Genomic DNA, 16,448 nt, shown 5'->3' on the forward strand with positions numbered 1-16,448 from the left:
CACACCTCAGTTCTGCCAATAAATTTTGGCGATATGGTTGCAGATTGTCCGGCTAACAGCATTGGTGCCGGAGTAGACCCATTCAACGACCGGCCGGACGGATGCGATCGACATATAATTCCGGTCCCCAGACAGTTGCTCGCGCAGCCCCCCGTTGACCTCAAGCGTCACTGTCCAATCGTTAGGCTCAGGGCGTTGATTGCGGGTCACCCAGATGCCAATCTGTGCATGGTCCACGTTCCCGTTGAGGTCCAGCGCAATAGCCTGCCGCGTCACGACGCCGCCGGTTACGCGGGTCAGATACGCCTGTGAGCCGCTATGCTCGACATAGACACCGGTTTGACTGTCGTCGGATAGCAGGCCCATCTTGAACGACATGGACGTGGTGCCGAGCCCAATGACATGTGCCGACGTGTAAATCCCGCCCATGCCGTAGGTTGTCCTGATGACTGGCCCTTGCACCCTGATTGGGCCGGGAGACCCAGCCGCTCGCGACATGATCTTGCCCATATATTGGCTGAGATAGGTGCCATCGACGGGATCAGATACCGTCACCCCAGCGTAACCCCCGGTCGTCGGAATCTCCCACAGATCAGGGATCCCCCGACTATCCAGATCGCCACCGAGCGTTTTCGACAGGTATCCGGGCTCAATGACGCGACCGCGAAAATCGAGTTGCAGCATTACAGGATCTCCAACAGACCGAACGCACCTTGAGCGCCGTTGTTACGATAAGGGCAGATTAGCCGCCCCTGATACATGACGCCGCTCCCGATGCTCTCGACCCCGCGTCCAGCGTCCTCCCACGCCTGATCCGGTGGCGTAATGTCGATTGCTCTACCAAAAGACACCCCATCATCACCAATAGGCATGGCTACCGTTCTGATGTTCGTCACCTCCGCGCCACCAGATGCAACCTGAGACGCGCGGCCAACGATCCACTTGACGCCAGAGCGCTCGATCACGACCGAACTGTGCACCGAGAACACATAGCCCGCGACATTGTAGCCGCTCAGATGGCTCAGTTGCGGGTGCATGTGCTGGATGATTTTCGGGTGATACATCCACTCGAGGCCATCATTCGAGAGCCAAAACGCCATAGTGCTGTTATCAGTGCCACCCATGAGCCCGTAGCCATACCAGCGCCCCGCGTGCCGGAATGGCTTGAAATACCCACTGTGCCCATCCCCAAGCGTTGCGCCCTCACTTGGGTAACACGAGCTCAGATTAACATCATGGGTCTTTTGCAGGAAGGTCCACGTTGCAGGGGTTGTTCCCGAGGAGAAAAACGTGGGGGACGTGGCAACGCATGTCACCTGTGACCCACGCGACCCCGTGAAAAATTTGACCTGATAATACATCAGCCAGCGGCTGTTCACCTCATCCCACATGATCGACGGGGTTTCGACCTGCTGACCGTCCGTCTGCGTTGTGTCGAAGATGCGCCCGAGGTCCGTCCACGGGCCATTGATCGGATCGAGCGTATGGAATGCATAGATCCCGCTATCGGCGTCCTCCGCGTGGTCGGTGGAATAGACCAGCGCATATCCGGATTCGCCGGATTGTGACAGATCCACCAGAAATGGCCGCATGATCGACTCGGCGGATTGGCCCGCGAAATCAATAATCGGATTGACATCGAGCTTGCGAACAATCGGGTGTTCGCGCCATGGCGACGATATGGACGGCGCGGAGTTGAGTCCGGTGATCGGCACCGCAGCCCCGACCAGAACAGTATCTGCCGCCGCCGAAAAATACGGCTCAAGCGCCGCACGCAGACGCTGAATGGCGTAGTCACTCGGTCCGTAGTCCTCCGCCACCTCCAACCATGTGCGGATCAGATCCTCAGTCACAAACCCAAACTGCACGTTCGCGGTTCCGGTCGGCCCATCGCGTCGGTGGAGGAATTTGTCAGCCGAGATGAACGGCGAAAGCGCGGCCATGACCTGATCTCTGGCGTGATCGGTGAGCCCCCCATCTGGCGCCACCTGAACCCAGGTGCGGATTAGGTCATCGAACGTCAACGCATATGCGATATTCTCGTCGCCCGTCGCCCCGACGACTAGCCCCGGCGCGTCCGCGCGAGCATATCCGCTCAGCGGGTTTTCGCCCGTCGCAATCCACCCGGCGCCGTCATATCGGTAGACCTCCTGCTCCGATACGACATAGGCGCGCGCGCCCTCGGTCATGCCGGTGATTGCCGCGAGCGCCGTCAGATCGGCAGGGGCGTAATCCCAGCCGCCCGCCGGGACCGTCGCATCGAGCGCGGCCTCAGCAGCGGCGGCGGCGATCTCGGCGGTCTGCGCAGCCTCGGCTGCAGCGGAGGTGGCGGCCGCGATCGGGTCGGTATCGCCGAGCCCCCAGATCTGGGCCGCCAGGTTGCCGATCGACTGGCGCGCGGTGCTCCCATCGCGGTTGACGATCACCTCGTCCGCGAGCGAGACCGCCAACAGATCGTGCGTGGTGGTGCTATCGGTCATTAGATTACCTCAATTGTGATGGGGCCAGTGACGGCGCCGCCGAGGCCCTTGGCATTGCGGGCCTCGAGCCAGACGTAATGTGTGCCCGGATCGAGGCAGGCGGTGGCCTCGAGATAGACGACGACCTGATCGACGGAGCCGTCGAAATCGGCGCTCGGCCGCAACTCGATCCGGTCGTTTCCGGCGGCACAGAGGAGCCGGTCGAGCTGACGCCCGTCGGCGCTGATCGGGGCGCCCAGGGTCTCGGTCCCCCCGGCCAGACAGGGCGTCAGGCTGCCAGTGCTGTGGCCGGAGATGGTGATGGCGATCCGATAGGCGCGCCCTTCGAGCAACGTCAGGGCTTGAGAGAGTGCCCCGGTCGCACCGGGCGCATGGGTCGCGAGGCCACCGGCGATCGACCAGCCCGGCGCGGCGCTCCAGGGCGCCGGGTCGTTGAGGTTCCCGGCCTGGACCTTGTTGGCGCGCGAGGCGCCGAGCACGCGGGTGTAGCTCTGACCGGCTTCGACGGCGACGGGCTTGCCGACCGCGTCGGTAGCGCGGTCTAGGGTCAGGCCCCATTGATTTCCTAGGGATGGCATGATTCACGGTTCGAAAACGAGCGGTGAACATGTCTGATCTGTTTTGGCTGACCGACGCCCAGATGGCGCGTCTTGAGCCCTTCTTTCCCAAGTCACACGGCAGGCCACGCGTCGATGACCGACGTGTGCTGAGTGGGATTATCTTCATCAATCGCAACGGCTTGCGGTGGCGGGATGCCCCCATCGCCTATGGTCCACACAAGACGCTCTACAACCGTTGGAAACGATGGAGCGACAAGGGCATCTTCGCGCGAATGATGGCCGGTCTGGCTGCCGAGCACAGCGAGACGAAGACCGTGATGATCGACGCGACCTACCTCAAGGCCCACCGAACAGCGACCAGTTTGGGCGTGAAAAAGGGGGGCGTGGACGCCTGATCGGTCGGACGAAGGGAGGCATGAACACTAAACTGCACGCTATCTGCGACAGCCAGGGCCGGCCGCTCAACCTCTTCGTCACCGCCGGACAAGTCAGCGACTACATCGGCGCGCGAGCGCTGCTCAGCAGCCTGCCGAAGGTCGATTGGCTGCTCGGCGATCGGGGGTATGATGCCGACTGGTTCAGAGAAGCATTGAAAGACAAGGGGATACGCGCCTGCATCCCTGGCCGTGTTAGTGTCCGCGGACGTGGTGTAATTTCATCGCCGTCGACGGTGTAATCCCGGGTGGCCATCGAGGTGTATGGTCGAGGTGGAGTTTGGCGACTTCAACCACGGACCACACGGAGACCCCGATGACCAAGACCAACATGGACCAGTCCGAGCTTCTGGCAAAGCACGATCAGGGAGACTTCCTGCGCAGCATCGCCGAGGCCGTGCTTCAGCTGATCATGGAGGCCGATGTCGACGGATTGCTGGCGCTTATCACGATGTCCCGCCGATGGGACGCGATATCTATCGATTTGTTGGCGACTTCTTCACAAACCACATAATAGGTGACGCGAGCGCGCAGGACGGTGTGGATATTGGCGTGGAGATAGATACGTCCCCGATCACCGCGCCGCCGGCGCCGGATCAGCCCTGATCTCGCTGCGGTCGTGCCCGCCCGCGCTGCAATCGGCGGCGACCTGGGCCGAGCGTCTGGTCCTTGTCGGGGTCCGCTCCAGCCGGCCGTCCGGCCCCGGCTTAGACCGAGCGGCCGAAATGGCCCTGCGCGCGGGGAGGCCCGGGGCCATGGAAAAGGCGGCCCGAGGGCCGCCTTTGGGCGTGTCGCTAGGTCGAAGCGGCAGGTCAGCCGTTGTCTTTCGGGCTCTTGCCCGCCACCAGCGCCTGCACCGTGTAGACGAGGATCGCGAGCCCGACCGCGCCCATGCCCGCGACGCCGAGCAGCACGATCCAGTCGATCGGCCCGCCGATATCGCCAAGGCCCGAATGGGTCACCCATTGCACGAAGACCACGGCGGCAACCGCCCCCACCGGCATGAACAGTTGCGCGGTCAGGAATTTGCGCGCCGACAGGTGGCGGTCGCGGATCAGCACGAAGATATAGGCCAGCGTGATCCCGGCCGCGACCGCGACCATGGTCCAGAACAGGCCCCGGCCGAAGATCTCCTCGAAAACCGCGATCAGGGTTTGCAGCGTCAGTTCCTTCATGATCCTCTCCTCAGGCCTTGCCGCGCAGCATCGCGTTATAGGTGGGTTTGAGCGCGATTTCCTTCATCAGCCAGGAAATCCACAGCTCCTCGAGCGGCGCGATCACCCCGGGGAAGGAGGGGGTGAGGTTGTTCTTGTAATCGAATTCGATCAGCATCGCGCGGCCGATCTTGGTGATCATCGGGCAGGAGGTGTAGCCGTTGTAGACCTCGGTGCCCTGCCGCCCGGCGATCTCGGAGACCAGATGGTCCTCGACCACGGCGACTTGCCATTTCACGCTGGCGGCGGTCTTGCCCTTGGGCACGCCGTTGATGTCGCCCACGCCGAAGACATTGGGGTAGCGAAGATGGCGCAAGGTGCCCTGATCGACCTCGATCCAGCCCTGATCGACCCATTTGTCGGCCCAGCTCAGCCCCGACTCGCGCACCACCTTGGGGGCGCGCTGCGGCGGGATCACGTTGGTGAAATCAAAGGCGATCGCCTCGGTCTTCTCGGGGGTGACCTCGACCGAGCCATCGGCGGCAAGGCTGCGCTTCTCGGGCACCTTGAAATAGGCGGTCTTCGCGCCCGCGTCGATGCCGGTCAGGATATGGTTCCAGCGGGTGTCGAAGCCGCGATCGCCAAACAGCAGCTTCACCTTCTCGTTCACCACCGGCACCGAGAACAGCGCCTCGTTATTGGCGGCATAGATGATCTGCGAGGCCTCGCGCGTGCCCTTGCGGCGCAGGTAATCATCGGTGATGAACGTGTATTTGAGCGGCGCGCCGGCGCATTTCATCTCGGTCGCGGGGCGCCCGAAGAGCCCGACGCCGCCCTTGGCGGTAAAGGCATCCATCGCGCGCCAGGTCGCCTCGGCGTAATCCGGCCCGGCATAGACCGCGCCGATGCCGTTCTGGCCGACCTGATCGAGCGAGAACCCCTCGATCGCCGCCCAGTCGAGGCTCAGCCCGGTGGCGACGACCAGATAGTCATAGGGCAGTTTGGTGCCGCTCGCGGTGGTGACGATCTGCGCCTCGGGGTCGATCCCGGCGGCGGCCTCCTCGATCCATTTCACCCCCTCGGGGAGCCAGTCGCCAGTGCCCGAAACCGAGTAGCTGGCGGGTTTGAGCCCGGCCGCGATCAGCGTGAAGCCCGGCTGATACCAGTGCTGCTTGCGCGCATCGAGAATGGTGATCTCGGCGCCCTCGAGCCGCTCGGCCAAGCGGTTGGCCATGCCGGTGCCGCCGGCCCCCGCCCCGAGAATGACGATTTTCGCTTTGGTGGCAACAGCTTGCGCCTTGGCCGGCGTGGGTGCCGCGAGCCCGAGCATCGCCGCTCCCCCGGCAAGGCCCAGAAAACCCCGCCGCGAGGGGCGGAAGTCCTGATTGTCGGACATGGATGTGATCTCCCTTTATATGCGGATTGTTGAATATCATTGCGAGCCGCGGATTGCGACCCGAAAACAGGCGGTCGTGAGGCATCCTAAGGGATAAGTTGTCGCACCTGCGCGGCAAAATCACACAGGCGCCGCCGGGCCGGGCGCGGGCCGGGGTCATTCACTTGAATGAGGGCCGTCGGGCGGCGGGCGGTAGAGTGGCTTCATTGCGGAGGAGCCATGGATGCCGGAGTGGCGGTTCATTTTCACCCTGCCGGTGGCGGGGCTTCTGGCCCTGACGGCGGGGCTGCTGGCCCTGACGGCGGCGCCGGCCGCGGCCGAGCCGGCCCTTGTCCGCCGCGCCGATCTTGCCTTTGCCGAGACCGCGCCGGGGATCTTGCGCGAGGCCGACAGGCTGCGCCTTTGGGCGATGACGCGGCGCGAGAGCTATGACCTGCCCGCGCCCGATGTGCTGGCCTGGCAGCCCGAGGCGGAGGATCCCGAGGGGGAGGAGGGGTGGCATCTGGCGCTCGAGGGGCAGGCGATCACCGCGCAGCTGACCGGGCGCGCGGAGGATTGGCGGGCGCTGGCCGGGCTGGCCGCGCGCGCGGGCGAGCGGGCCGGGCCCGGGCCGCTCGCCCGCGAGGCTTTGGGCGAGCTCGCCGCGGGGGCGGCGACCAATGCACTCTTGTTGGCCGATACCCCGGGCGCGGTGCAACGGGCGGCGCTCGCGCTCGCGCGGCTGCGTGCGGCGGGTGGGGATGCCGAGACCGCCGCGCGGGCGCTCGCCACGGCCCGCCGCCTGCCGGGTCTTGAAGCCGATCCCGCGCTCGTCGCGCTGGCGGCCGCGCTCGACGGGGGGGGGGGGGCGTCCGGCCGGGCCAAGCGCGCTCGAGGAGGGGCAGGCGCTGCGCGGCGAGGGCTGGGCGCTTGCCCGCGACGGGAGGTCTTTCTCTGGACCGGGCAGGGCTTTGCCCGGGTCTCCGAGGCCCGCGCGCTCGACTGCGCCGCGCCGGAGCTGATCTCCGATCTGTTTCTTGCCGTCCCGAAGGAGGAGTGATGATGCGCCGCTCTCTTCTGGCCGTGGCTCTGGCGCTCGGGGTCTCGGGCCCCGCGCTTGCCGAGCCGCTGGCCCTTGCCCGCCCCACGCTTGCGATGACCAACCGCGCCTCGCTCTTGCCGGTGATGGGCTATGCGACCCGGATCGTGGCCCGCGCCGACGCGCTGGCGGCCGAGGCGGGCGCGGCCGCGATCGCCGACCCCGAGGCGGCCGATTTCCTCGACTATTACGAGAGCCTGGACGACCCGAATGTGATCCGCGCGGCGCTGGATGTGGCGCTGGCGAAGGCCGGGCCGGGCAAGGGCGCGTGGGAGTGGTTGACGCTCGCCGAGATCGCCATCGACATGGCGCTGGGCGATCACGACGCGGCCGGCAGGCCGACGGCGACCCCGGATGTCTTTGCGCGCGAAGCCTTTTACGACATGGCGGCGGGGGCGGCGCTGAATGGCTTTACCCTGGCGAAGACCGGCGGCGAGGCGGTCAGCGCGCTGGCCCTGCTGGCGCGCGCGCTGGAGGCGGGCGGCGACCCCGCCACCGCCGGGCGCGTGGCCGGCTATGCCGCGCGGGTCTTTCCCGGCTTTGACGGTCTCGCCTATGACACCGATATCAGCACGCTGCTGCGCCTTGCCGAGACCCCGCCGCCTCTGCCCGAGCCCCCCGCGCAAGACCCGCCCTCGCCCAGCCTGCGCCGCGGCGATTGGCTCTTGACCTGCGGCACGGGCCGGACCTGTCTGATCCAGAGCGATCTGGCCGAGATCAGCGTCGAGATCGAGAGGGAGGCCGGGCCGGGGGCGCCCGTCGTGCTGCGGGTGGTGTTGATGAGCGCGGCCCGGGGCGCGGCCCGGGGCGCCGTCGGGGGGGCGACGGTCCTGGTCGACGGGCGGCCGCTCCACCCCGAGGCGGACGGCTTTGCGTTGCGGCAGGCCGCCGGGGCGATGGAGGGCATGCCCTGGGTCGAGGTGCCCCCGGTGCGGATCGGCGCCGCGCTCGACGCCCTTCTGGGGGGCGAGAAACTGACCGTGACGGCGGGCGAGAGGCGGGCGGATCTCTCGCTTGGGCCCCTGCGCGAGCTCGCCCGCGCCATGGATGAGCGGCAGGGGCGCGCGGGTAGCCCGACCGCGCTCGTGCTGCGCGGCGCGGCACCGGTGGCCGCCGTTCCGGGCGCCCCGCCGGCGCGGGTGATAGCCGTGCCGGTTTACCAGCGAGACTGGCCGCAGAGCCCGCCCGCGCCTTCGAGGTTTGCATGGAGGGCGGGCCCTGGCTGCATTATTACCTGACCGAGATCGCGGCCGGCCATTGGGAGCGCGCGGCCGATCTGACCCGCGCCAGCACCGGCAACCCCCGCGCGGCGGTGATCGACACGCTCAAGGCGGCCCGCGCGCAAGGGGCGCTCGACCGCGCCGCGGCCGCCCGGCTGACGCTTGAGGGCGACTGCGCCGTCTTGCCCAATTTCGCCGCGCTCGCCGCGCGTCACGGGGCCACCGAGCAAAGCCTCGTCGGCTATCGGCTCGGGCGGGCCTGGGTGGTGCTGACCATCGTCGGCCCGCCCGACTGGTTCAACTTTGTCGCCGCAAATCTGGAGGGGAAATGAGATGCGCCCGGATTTTCATGTGCTCGGCCCGGCGCGCCCCGCCGACCCCCATATCGAACTCGAATTTCTCAACCCCCGGCTCTATCCCGAGCTCTCGAGCGCGTCCGGCCTCGCGCTGGGCACGCCCGCGATGACCACCGAGCAACAGGCCTATCCCCCCTATTTCCGCGGCACGCGCGACGCCGCTTTCCTGCCCGATGTCATCTGCAACGACCATGGCCTGCCGCTGTGGAAGGATGCCCTGGTCGAGACGCTGATCGCGATCGACCGCTTCACGCCGATGAGCCGGATCCGGGCGCGCATCGGCATCAAGGGGGCGCGCAAACCGCTGGCCGAGGGGGCGACGATCCTGCTGCCCAAGACCGTTTACGGCGACGAGGTGATCGACTGGGACGAGATCGCGCGGCGCGACCCGGAGTGGGCGGCGCACGGCCGGCCCGCGGGCCTTCGCCCGCAAAACATCCTCCTGCGCGAGGAGTTCCGCCCGAAGGCGCAGGTCTTCCGTCTGCGGCTGCTCGGCCGCGAGCAGATCGTTCTGGGCGAGCGGCTGGGCGCGGCGCTGTGCGGCCCCAATGCCGAGATCGCGCTGCGCCATTGCCATGCGGCGCGGCTCTCGGAGCTGGGCTATGACCAGACCGCCACCCTCGGCGCGACCCCGCCCGATCGGTATGCGGCCCTGCTCGAAGCGCATTTGCAGGCGGCGAAGGCCGCGCCGGGGCCGCGCGCCAACTCCGCCGCGCCCGCCCTCTCGGAGGCGGAGCGGAGCGTGCGCGGGCAGGTTCTGGCGATGTTCGCCCGGATCGGCGCGCAGCCGCTCTCGGGCAACCGCGAAACATGGTCGCGGCTGGAGCTGGCCGGCGGGAGATATCGCTATGTCTGCGGGCAGACCGAGAGCCCCGAGGTCTCGAGCAGGACGGTCAGCGAGCAAGAGGCCTGGAACTATCTGCGCGCCCGCGCCGCCGAGGGGCTGGGCCTCTATACGACCAGGGAAAAGGCCAGCGCCCGGCCCGAGGCGATCCTCGACTATTACCAGAGCATCTGGCGCGGGCCTCTGTCGGAGGGCGGCCTCGCGGAGCCCTGAAAGGCGTGGGCCCGCAGGCGCGGCGGGCCAATGGGCGCGAGACGGGGCGGCCGGTGCCGGGGCCGGGCGCCCTCAGGCATTAGCTTTTCTAATGTGACATTGGGGAACATTCTCCTTTGCGGCGCGGCCGCCCTTGCCCTTAGCTGAGCCGATGCCGGACCGGGCCACGCGCGCCCGACGCCTTCAGGGAGACCAACCATGCCGCCACGGATGCGCCTCGAGGGCATCTATACCCCCGTCATCACGCCGTTTTCGGCCGATGGGGCGATCGACTACCCCGCGCTTGACGATCTGATCGAGCGGCTGATCGGGGCCGGCGTGCATGGGCTGATCTCGGGCGGCTCCACCGGCGAAAACTATGCCGAAACCGTCGAGGAACGTCTGGCGATTGCGCGGTTCGTGACCGGGCGCGTCAAGGGGCGGCTGCCGGTCATCGTCGGCACCGGCGCGATGCGCACGCCCGATTCGATCGCGCTGGCGGTGGGCGCGCGCGAGATCGGGGCCGATGCGATCTTGCTGGGCTCGCCGCCCTATGCGGTGCCGACCGAGCGCGAAAACGCGCTCAACGCGCTGGCCATCGACCGCGCCGCCGATCTGCCGATCGTGCTCTACAACTACCCGGGGCGGATGGGCGTCGAGATGGGGCGCGAGTTCCTCGACCGGGTGGGGCGGTCGCGCAATATCGTGGCGATCAAGGAAAGCTCAGGCGATATCAACCGCTTGCACCTTCTCGCGCGGGATTATCCGCATCTGCAGATGTCGTGCGGCATGGATGATCAGGCGCTCGAATTCTTCGCCTGGGGGGCGCGAAGCTGGATCTGTGCGGGCTCGAATTTCCTGCCCGAGGAACATATCGCGCTCTACCAAACCTGCGTGATCGACGGCGATTTCGCCAAGGGGCGGCGGATCATGTCGGCGATGCTGCCGCTGATGCGGGTGCTCGAACAGGGCGGCAAGTTCATCCAATGCGTCAAGCACGGGGTGGCGACCACGGGGCTGCGCGCGGGCCCGATGCGGCCGCCGCTCAAGGGGCTGAACACGGACGAGAAACGCGCGCTTGAACAGGTGATCGGCACGCTGAAAGTGGCAGTGGCCGCGATCATGGAAGGGAATTGAACATGGCCGATCTGCTGACCCGCGAGGAGTATCACGCGCTCGCGCGCACCCTTTGCTTGCCGCAAAACGCCTTCATCGACGGCAGTTTCCGCCCGGCGCTCTCGGGCGAGACCTTCGAGACCGCGAACCCCGCGACCGGCGCGGTGCTGGGCACGGTGGCGGCTTGCGGCGCGGCGGATGTCGATTTCGCCGTCTCGAAGGCGCGCGAGGCGTTTGACGACGGGCGCTGGGCGAAGCTGCCGCCCGGCGCGCGCAAGGAGGTGCTGATCCGGCTGGCCAAGCTGATGACGCGCAACGCGCGCGAGCTGGCGGTGATGGAGAGCCTCGAGAGCGGCAAGACGATCTTCGATTGCGAGACGGTCGATGTGCCCGAGGCGATTCATGTGATCAAATGGCATGCCGAGCTGATCGACAAGATCTACGATCAGGTGGCCCCCGCCTCCGACGCGCATCTCGCGATGGTGCTGCGCGAGCCGGTGGGGGTGGTGGGGCTGGTTCTGCCGTGGAATTTCCCGCTGCTGATGCTGGCGTGGAAGATCGGCCCGGCCTTGGCCGCGGGCTGTTCGGTGGTGGTCAAACCCGCCGCCGAGACCTCGCTGAGCGCGCTGCGGGTGGCGGAGCTCGCGCATCAGGCGGGCCTGCCGCGCGGCGTTTTCAACGTGGTGACGGGGGGCGGCGCCGAGGTGGGCGAGCCGCTCGGCCGGCACCCCGGCGTCGACATGGTGTCCTTCACCGGCTCGACGCGGACGGGGCGGCGCTTTCTGCACTATTCGGCCGACAGCAACCTCAAGGAGGTGGTGCTGGAGCTGGGCGGCAAGAACCCCTGCATCGTTCTGGACGACGCCGAGAACCTCGATGCGGTGGCGGGCCATGTCGTCCAGGGCGCGTTTTGGAACATGGGCGAGAATTGCTCGGCGGCCTCGCGGCTGATCGTGCAGCGCGGCGTCAAGGCGCGGCTCTTGGAGCACATCGCGGCGCATCTGCGCGAATGGGTCGTGGGCGACCCGCTCGACCCGGCGGTGCGGGTGGGCGCGCTGATCTCGAAGGCGCATTTTGCCAAGGTTTGCAGCTACCTGGAGGCTTGCAAGGAGGAAAGGGTCGTGCTGGGCGGCAAGGTGATCGCGGAGGGCTTTGTCGAGCCGACGGTGGTTGAAGTCTCCTCGGCCGGCTCGAAACTGGCGAGCGAGGAGATCTTCGGCCCGATCCTGAGCGTGATCGAAGTGGCGAGTTTCGAGGAGGCCATCGCGGTGGCGAATGCGACCGACTACGGGCTGAGCGCCTCGATCTTCACCGCCAACGGCAAGCGGGCCTTGCGCGGGGCGCGGGCGCTGCGGGCGGGCACGGTGACGGTCAACAGCTTCGGCGAGGGCGATATTTCGACGCCCTTTGGCGGCTACAAGCAATCGGGCTTCGGCGGGCGCGACAATGGCATCCACGCGCATGACCAATATACGCAGCTCAAGACGATCTGGCTCGATCTGACCGATCCGGCCGACAGCTCGCTCGATTGAGGTGCGCGATGAGCCGTCATGATGCGATCCGCCAGCCGCGATTCACCGGGCCTGCGGGCTGGGCCGAGATCTTGCCGCCGCGCCCGCCGCGGCCGGTGCTGACCGGCGCGCAGGGCTGCGATGTGGCGATCATCGGCGCGGGCTATGCGGGGCTGTCCGCGGCGCGGCGGCTGCGCCAGATCGAGCCGGGGCTGGCCGTCACGCTGCTTGAGGCGGGGCGTCTGGCCGAGGGCGGCACCGGGCGCAATTCGGGCTTCATGATCGACCTGCCGCATGAGCTGACCGCTTCGGATTACGCGGCCGGGGGCGAAAGCCGCGACCGGGTTCTGACCCGGCTGAACCGGCAGGCGATCGACTTTGCCGGGGCGGCGGCGGCGGAGTACGGCATGGGGCCGGGCGCCTTCCAGCGCCGCGGCAAGGTGAACGCGGCGGCGTCCGAGCGCGGCATGGCGGCCAACCGCGCCTATGCCGCGCATCTGCAAGCCCTTGGCGAAGCGCATGAAATGCTCGATGCGCAGGCGATGCGCGCGCTCACCGGCTCGGCCTATTACCAGGGCGGGCTTTACACCCCCGGCACCGCGATGTTGCAGCCGGCGGGCTATGCGCTCGGGCTTGCGGCGGGGCTCGAGGCGGCCGGCGTGCGGATCTTCGAGCGCTCCGGCGTCACGCGCCTCGAGACCGCGCCCGGGGGCTGGCGGGTTGAAACCGCGCAGGGGGTGCTGGCGGCGCAAAAGGTCATTTTGGCCACCAACGGCCATCTCGAGAGCTTCGGTTTCGCGCGCGGGCGGCTGATGCATGTGATGCTGAGCGCATGCATGAGCGCCGAGATGAGCCCCGATCAGATCCGCGCGCTCGGCGGCGCCGAGAGCTGGGGCCTGACCCCCGCCGACCCGATGGGCGCGACGGTGCGGCGCCTCGGCCCGGCCGAGGGCGGCAACCGCATCGTGATCCGTCAGGGCGCCTGTTACCGCCCCGGCATGGAGACCTCGGCCGCCGATCTGGCGCGGCTCGTGCGTGCGATGCGGGCCAAGTTCGACGCGCGCTTCCCGGGGCTTGCGGGGCAGCCCTTCGAACATTGCTGGTCGGGGCATCTGTGCCTGACGAAAAACGCTGTCAGCGTGATGCGCGAACTCGAGCCGGGGCTGGTTGCGGCCTGCGTGCAAAACGGGCTGGGCACCGCGCGCGGCACGCTGAGCGGGATCGGGGCGGCGGAGCTCGTCTGCGGGCAAGCCTCGGAGATCACGGAGTATTTCGCTGCCGAGCCCGAACCCGCCAAGCTGCCGCCACATCCATTCGACACGATCGGCGCGACCCTGTATCTTCGTGCGAAGGAATGGCAGGCCCGGCGCGAGTGACCGGGCCTGCCCCGTGAAAGGAGCGCGATGCCCCCGGTCCGACGCCGCCATCTGCCCTCGCTCGGCGCGTTTGCCACCTTCGAGGTGGCGGCCAAGCATCTCTCCTTCACGCTCGCCGCGAAGGAGCTCAACGTCACGCAGGGCGCGGTGAGCCAGCAGATCCGGCTTCTGGAAACCGCGCTCGGGACGCCGCTTTTCATCCGCAAGCACAATGCGCTCGAGCTGACCGAGGCGGGCAAGGCACTGTTTGCCAGCGTGACGGTCGGGCTCGACGCGATCGCCGATGCGGTGGCGGCGACGTCGGGCGGGGCCGAGCCGCAACAGGTCACCGTTTCGGCCACCGATGGCATGGCGCGGTTCTGGCTCAAGCCGCTGATCGACAGCTTTCGCGCGCGCCACCCCGAGGTGGGCTTCACCGTGCTCGCCTCCGACGCCGACGACACGTTGCGCAACTACGCCCAGGTCGATATCGCGCTGATCTGCGGCAATGAGCGCTGCGAGGTCGGCGAGCAGGTGCATTTCCTCTTCCCCGAGCTCGCCCAGCCGGTCTGCGCGCCCGCCTATCTGGCCGCGCAGGGGCCGTTTGACACGGTGGAAAGGTTCAACGAAGTCAATCTCTTGCACCTGCATGACAGCCATTGGAACGCCGATGCGATCGGCTGGCAGCCCTTGGGCTGGAGCGAGTGGTTTCGCGCCCATGGCGGGGTCTGGGGCAAGGGCCCGTCGAGCCTGATCACCAACAAGGTCGGGCTGTTGATCGAGGCGGCGCTGGCGGGGGAGGGGGTGATGCTCGGCTGGCACCAGATGGTGCGCCGCTTCATCGCCTCGGGTGAATTGGTCTTTGCCCATCCCGGCACGATCGGCGCGGGGCGCGGCAATTTCCTCAACGTGCGGCAGGCGGCGCTGCGCCGCCCCTCTGTCGCGCGCTTCGTCAGCCACCTTCTGGACAGCCTCGCGCCCTGAGCGGCCTCGGGCGGGCTTGTGCGCGCCGGGCGGCCGCCGCGGTTGGGGCGGCGAGGCCATCGCCCCGCCGCCGGCCGGGTCACCAGGCCTGAACGGTCGGCCCGACGGTCAGCTCGCTGACATTGGTATCCTCGGGCTGCTCGATGGCGAAGGCGACGACATTGGCGATCCGGTCGGGGGTGATGCCGACCTGTTCGTAAAGCGCGGCCATGCCGGCCGCGGTGCCCGGCTCGCTGATCGTGTTGAGAAGCTCGGTGTTGATCGCGGCCGGGAAGATCGTCGCGGTGCGGATATGGGTGCCCTCCATCGCCGATTCCATGCGCAAGATCTCCATGAAATCGCGCACGAAGAACTTGGTGCCGCCGTAGACCGCCGCCGCCGGATAGGCCTTGAGCCCCGCAACCGAGGAGGTCGCGATCACATGGCCCGATTTCTGCGCGATGAACTCGGGCAGCACGGCGGCCACCCCGTTCAGCACGCCCTTGATGTTGATATCGACCATCGCGTGCCAATCGTCGGTCTTGAGCGCCGAGAGCGGCGAGCTGGGCATGATCCCGGCATTGAGGAAGATCACGTCGACCCGGCCGAAGCGGTCCTTCGCCAGTTTCACGAAGGCGTCGTTGTCGGCCTGGCTGGTGACATCGAGCACCTGCCAGATCGCCTCCCCGCCCGCGGCGGTGATCTCGTTGGCCAGCGCCTCGAGACGATCCGCCCGGCGCGCGCCGAGCACGACCTTCGCGCCCTTCGCGGCGAGCAGTTTCGCGGTGGCTTCGCCGATGCCCGAGGAGGCGCCGGTGATCAGGATGACCTTGTCTTTCATGTCGTTTCCTTTCGTTGAAACAGGCCTCAGCCGTGAGCGATCACGCTGAGGGGATAGGTGCCGCGCCGCCGCAGGGGCGCGATGTCGCCCTCGACCCGGCCGAGCCGGATCAGCCCGCGGGAGAAACGATAGGGCGCGTGGAAGAACACGAGATTGCCCCAGGGCGCATAGGTGCAGACATCGCCCACCGCTTCGTTGCCGAAGGGGGCGGCGCCCTCTTCGGTCAGCTTGCGCGGCAGGGAGGCGATCTTCTCGTTCTGCGCGTAATCCTCGATCGTCAGATCGAGGGGCAGCAGCGACAGCAGATCCCGCGCGGCCGGGCTGTCGTTCAGCGCGACGGTGAAAGCCTGATCGGCAAAGCGGCAGATGAGGCGCATCGGAAGCTCCTTGGAAAAGGCCGGCGCAGGGCGGCTCACCGCGATGCAGGCCGCGCCGGCGGTGAAGCTGCGCCGCGTCATCCAGGTGGGGTTGGGGTCAGCCGCGGTAGTCTGCATCGCTGACCGGTTCGAGCCAGGTGACGACCTCGCCCGCGACCGCCTCCTGAATCGCGATATGAGTCATCGCCACGTCGGGCGCCGCACCATGCCAGTGCTTTTCACCCGCCGGGAACCAGACCACATCGCCGGGACGGATCTCTTCGACCGGGCCGCCGGCACGCTGCACGCGGCCAAGCCCGGCGGTGACGATCAGCGTCTGCCCGGCCGGGTGGGTGTGCCAGGCGGTGCGCGCGCCGGGCTCGAAAGTCACGGCGGCGCCGGCCGCCTGCCCGGGCGGCTCGGCCTGAAACAGCGGGTCGATCCGCACCGTGCCGGTGAACCAGTCGGCCGGCCCTTTCATCGAGGGCGTGCTGCCTGCGCGGGTGATCTTCATGGGAGCCTCCTGCTTTCGTGGGTTGCCGTTGTTATATGGCCGCCCGAGACTTATTGATTAGAGGCGAAGTATCGCTTG

Annotated in this window: 16 protein-coding genes and 2 pseudogenes; 10 read left to right on the forward strand and 8 right to left on the reverse strand. The window is 67.6% G+C overall.

Features of this window, described 5'->3' with window-relative positions:
- Positions 1-6 precede the first annotated feature (6 nt).
- From LPB142_RS04855 to LPB142_RS04865, 3 genes are read right to left on the reverse strand one after another with little or no spacing between them, the layout of a single operon-like run.
- Positions 7-684 (reverse strand): hypothetical protein, encoded by a 678-nt coding sequence (locus LPB142_RS04855; RefSeq protein WP_068765935.1) that lies wholly within the window; start codon positions 682-684, stop codon positions 7-9.
- Positions 684-2,480: a hypothetical protein gene (locus LPB142_RS04860; protein WP_071165686.1), complete on the reverse strand. Its 1,797-nt coding sequence runs from the start codon at positions 2,478-2,480 to the stop codon at positions 684-686. The genes LPB142_RS04855 and LPB142_RS04860 overlap by 1 nt, the downstream gene beginning before the upstream one ends.
- Positions 2,480-3,058 carry a hypothetical protein gene (locus tag LPB142_RS04865; protein WP_156506817.1) on the reverse strand — a complete coding sequence of 193 codons (579 nt, stop codon included), beginning with the start codon at positions 3,056-3,058 and terminating at the stop codon, positions 2,480-2,482. Before LPB142_RS04865 ends, LPB142_RS04860 begins: the two co-directional genes overlap by 1 nt.
- 29 nt (positions 3,059-3,087) lie before the next feature.
- On the opposite strand from LPB142_RS04865, the pseudogene LPB142_RS18360 reads away from it, so the two are divergent.
- Positions 3,088-3,674: pseudogene (locus tag LPB142_RS18360) on the forward strand (IS5 family transposase); the annotation flags it as partial.
- A gap of 116 nt (positions 3,675-3,790) precedes the next feature.
- Positions 3,791-3,913 (forward strand): annotated as a pseudogene (locus LPB142_RS18950) (IS256 family transposase); the annotation flags it as partial.
- A gap of 373 nt (positions 3,914-4,286) precedes the next feature.
- On the opposite strand, the gene LPB142_RS04880 reads toward LPB142_RS18950, so the two are convergent.
- Together LPB142_RS04880 and LPB142_RS04885 are read right to left on the reverse strand one after the other, a co-directional pair.
- Positions 4,287-4,649: a DUF5368 domain-containing protein gene (locus LPB142_RS04880; protein WP_068767900.1), complete on the reverse strand. Its 363-nt coding sequence runs from the start codon at positions 4,647-4,649 to the stop codon at positions 4,287-4,289.
- A 10-nt stretch (positions 4,650-4,659) separates the two neighbouring features.
- Positions 4,660-6,024, reverse strand: a complete 1,365-nt coding sequence (locus tag LPB142_RS04885; protein ID WP_068767901.1) for an FAD-dependent oxidoreductase — start codon at positions 6,022-6,024, stop codon at positions 4,660-4,662.
- A gap of 223 nt (positions 6,025-6,247) precedes the next feature.
- Between LPB142_RS04885 and LPB142_RS04890 the strand changes: the two genes are divergently transcribed.
- The 8 genes from LPB142_RS04890 to LPB142_RS04925 all read left to right on the forward strand — a co-directional run bounded on the left by LPB142_RS04890 (position 6,248) and on the right by LPB142_RS04925 (position 14,680).
- Positions 6,248-7,063 (forward strand): hypothetical protein, encoded by an 816-nt coding sequence (locus LPB142_RS04890; protein ID WP_071165688.1) that lies wholly within the window; start codon positions 6,248-6,250, stop codon positions 7,061-7,063.
- Positions 7,063-8,340: a DUF1176 domain-containing protein gene (locus LPB142_RS04895; protein ID WP_071165689.1), complete on the forward strand. Its 1,278-nt coding sequence runs from the start codon at positions 7,063-7,065 to the stop codon at positions 8,338-8,340. Before LPB142_RS04890 ends, LPB142_RS04895 begins: the two co-directional genes overlap by 1 nt.
- Entirely contained in the window at positions 8,307-8,654 is a 348-nt protein-coding gene (locus LPB142_RS04900; protein ID WP_071165690.1) for a hypothetical protein, read from the forward strand. The genes LPB142_RS04895 and LPB142_RS04900 overlap by 34 nt, the downstream gene beginning before the upstream one ends.
- Position 8,655: 1 nt before the next feature.
- Positions 8,656-9,735, forward strand: a complete 1,080-nt coding sequence (locus tag LPB142_RS04905) for a hypothetical protein (RefSeq protein WP_071165691.1) — start codon at positions 8,656-8,658, stop codon at positions 9,733-9,735.
- Positions 9,736-9,933: 198 nt separating this feature from the next.
- Positions 9,934-10,851 carry a dihydrodipicolinate synthase family protein gene (locus LPB142_RS04910; protein WP_394328607.1) on the forward strand — a complete coding sequence of 306 codons (918 nt, stop codon included), beginning with the start codon at positions 9,934-9,936 and terminating at the stop codon, positions 10,849-10,851.
- 2 nt (positions 10,852-10,853) lie between these two features.
- Complete coding sequence (locus LPB142_RS04915) at positions 10,854-12,362, forward strand: aldehyde dehydrogenase (protein ID WP_071165693.1); 1,509 nt, start codon at positions 10,854-10,856, stop codon at positions 12,360-12,362.
- Between the two features lie 8 nt (positions 12,363-12,370).
- Positions 12,371-13,717 carry an NAD(P)/FAD-dependent oxidoreductase gene (locus tag LPB142_RS04920; protein ID WP_071165694.1) on the forward strand — a complete coding sequence of 449 codons (1,347 nt, stop codon included), beginning with the start codon at positions 12,371-12,373 and terminating at the stop codon, positions 13,715-13,717.
- Between the two features lie 27 nt (positions 13,718-13,744).
- The gene (locus LPB142_RS04925; RefSeq protein WP_071165695.1) at positions 13,745-14,680 is read left to right on the forward strand and encodes a LysR substrate-binding domain-containing protein; all 936 of its coding nucleotides are present in this window, start codon (positions 13,745-13,747) and stop codon (positions 14,678-14,680) included.
- 79 nt (positions 14,681-14,759) lie between these two features.
- Here the strand turns inward: LPB142_RS04925 and LPB142_RS04930 are convergent, their stop codons facing one another.
- The 3 genes from LPB142_RS04930 to LPB142_RS04940 are packed head-to-tail and all read right to left on the reverse strand — an operon-like array spanning position 14,760 to position 16,370.
- Positions 14,760-15,500: an SDR family oxidoreductase gene (locus LPB142_RS04930; protein ID WP_071165696.1), complete on the reverse strand. Its 741-nt coding sequence runs from the start codon at positions 15,498-15,500 to the stop codon at positions 14,760-14,762.
- 26 nt (positions 15,501-15,526) lie between these two features.
- The gene (locus LPB142_RS04935; protein ID WP_232230961.1) at positions 15,527-15,994 is read right to left on the reverse strand and encodes a cyclophilin-like fold protein; all 468 of its coding nucleotides are present in this window, start codon (positions 15,992-15,994) and stop codon (positions 15,527-15,529) included.
- Entirely contained in the window at positions 15,975-16,370 is a 396-nt protein-coding gene (locus LPB142_RS04940) for a (R)-mandelonitrile lyase (protein ID WP_071165697.1), read from the reverse strand. The genes LPB142_RS04935 and LPB142_RS04940 overlap by 20 nt, the downstream gene beginning before the upstream one ends.
- Between the last annotated feature and the right edge of the window lie 78 nt (positions 16,371-16,448).

It is taken from the genome of Rhodobacter xanthinilyticus (assembly GCF_001856665.1).
Lineage (GTDB): Bacteria > Pseudomonadota > Alphaproteobacteria > Rhodobacterales > Rhodobacteraceae > Rhodobacter > Rhodobacter xanthinilyticus.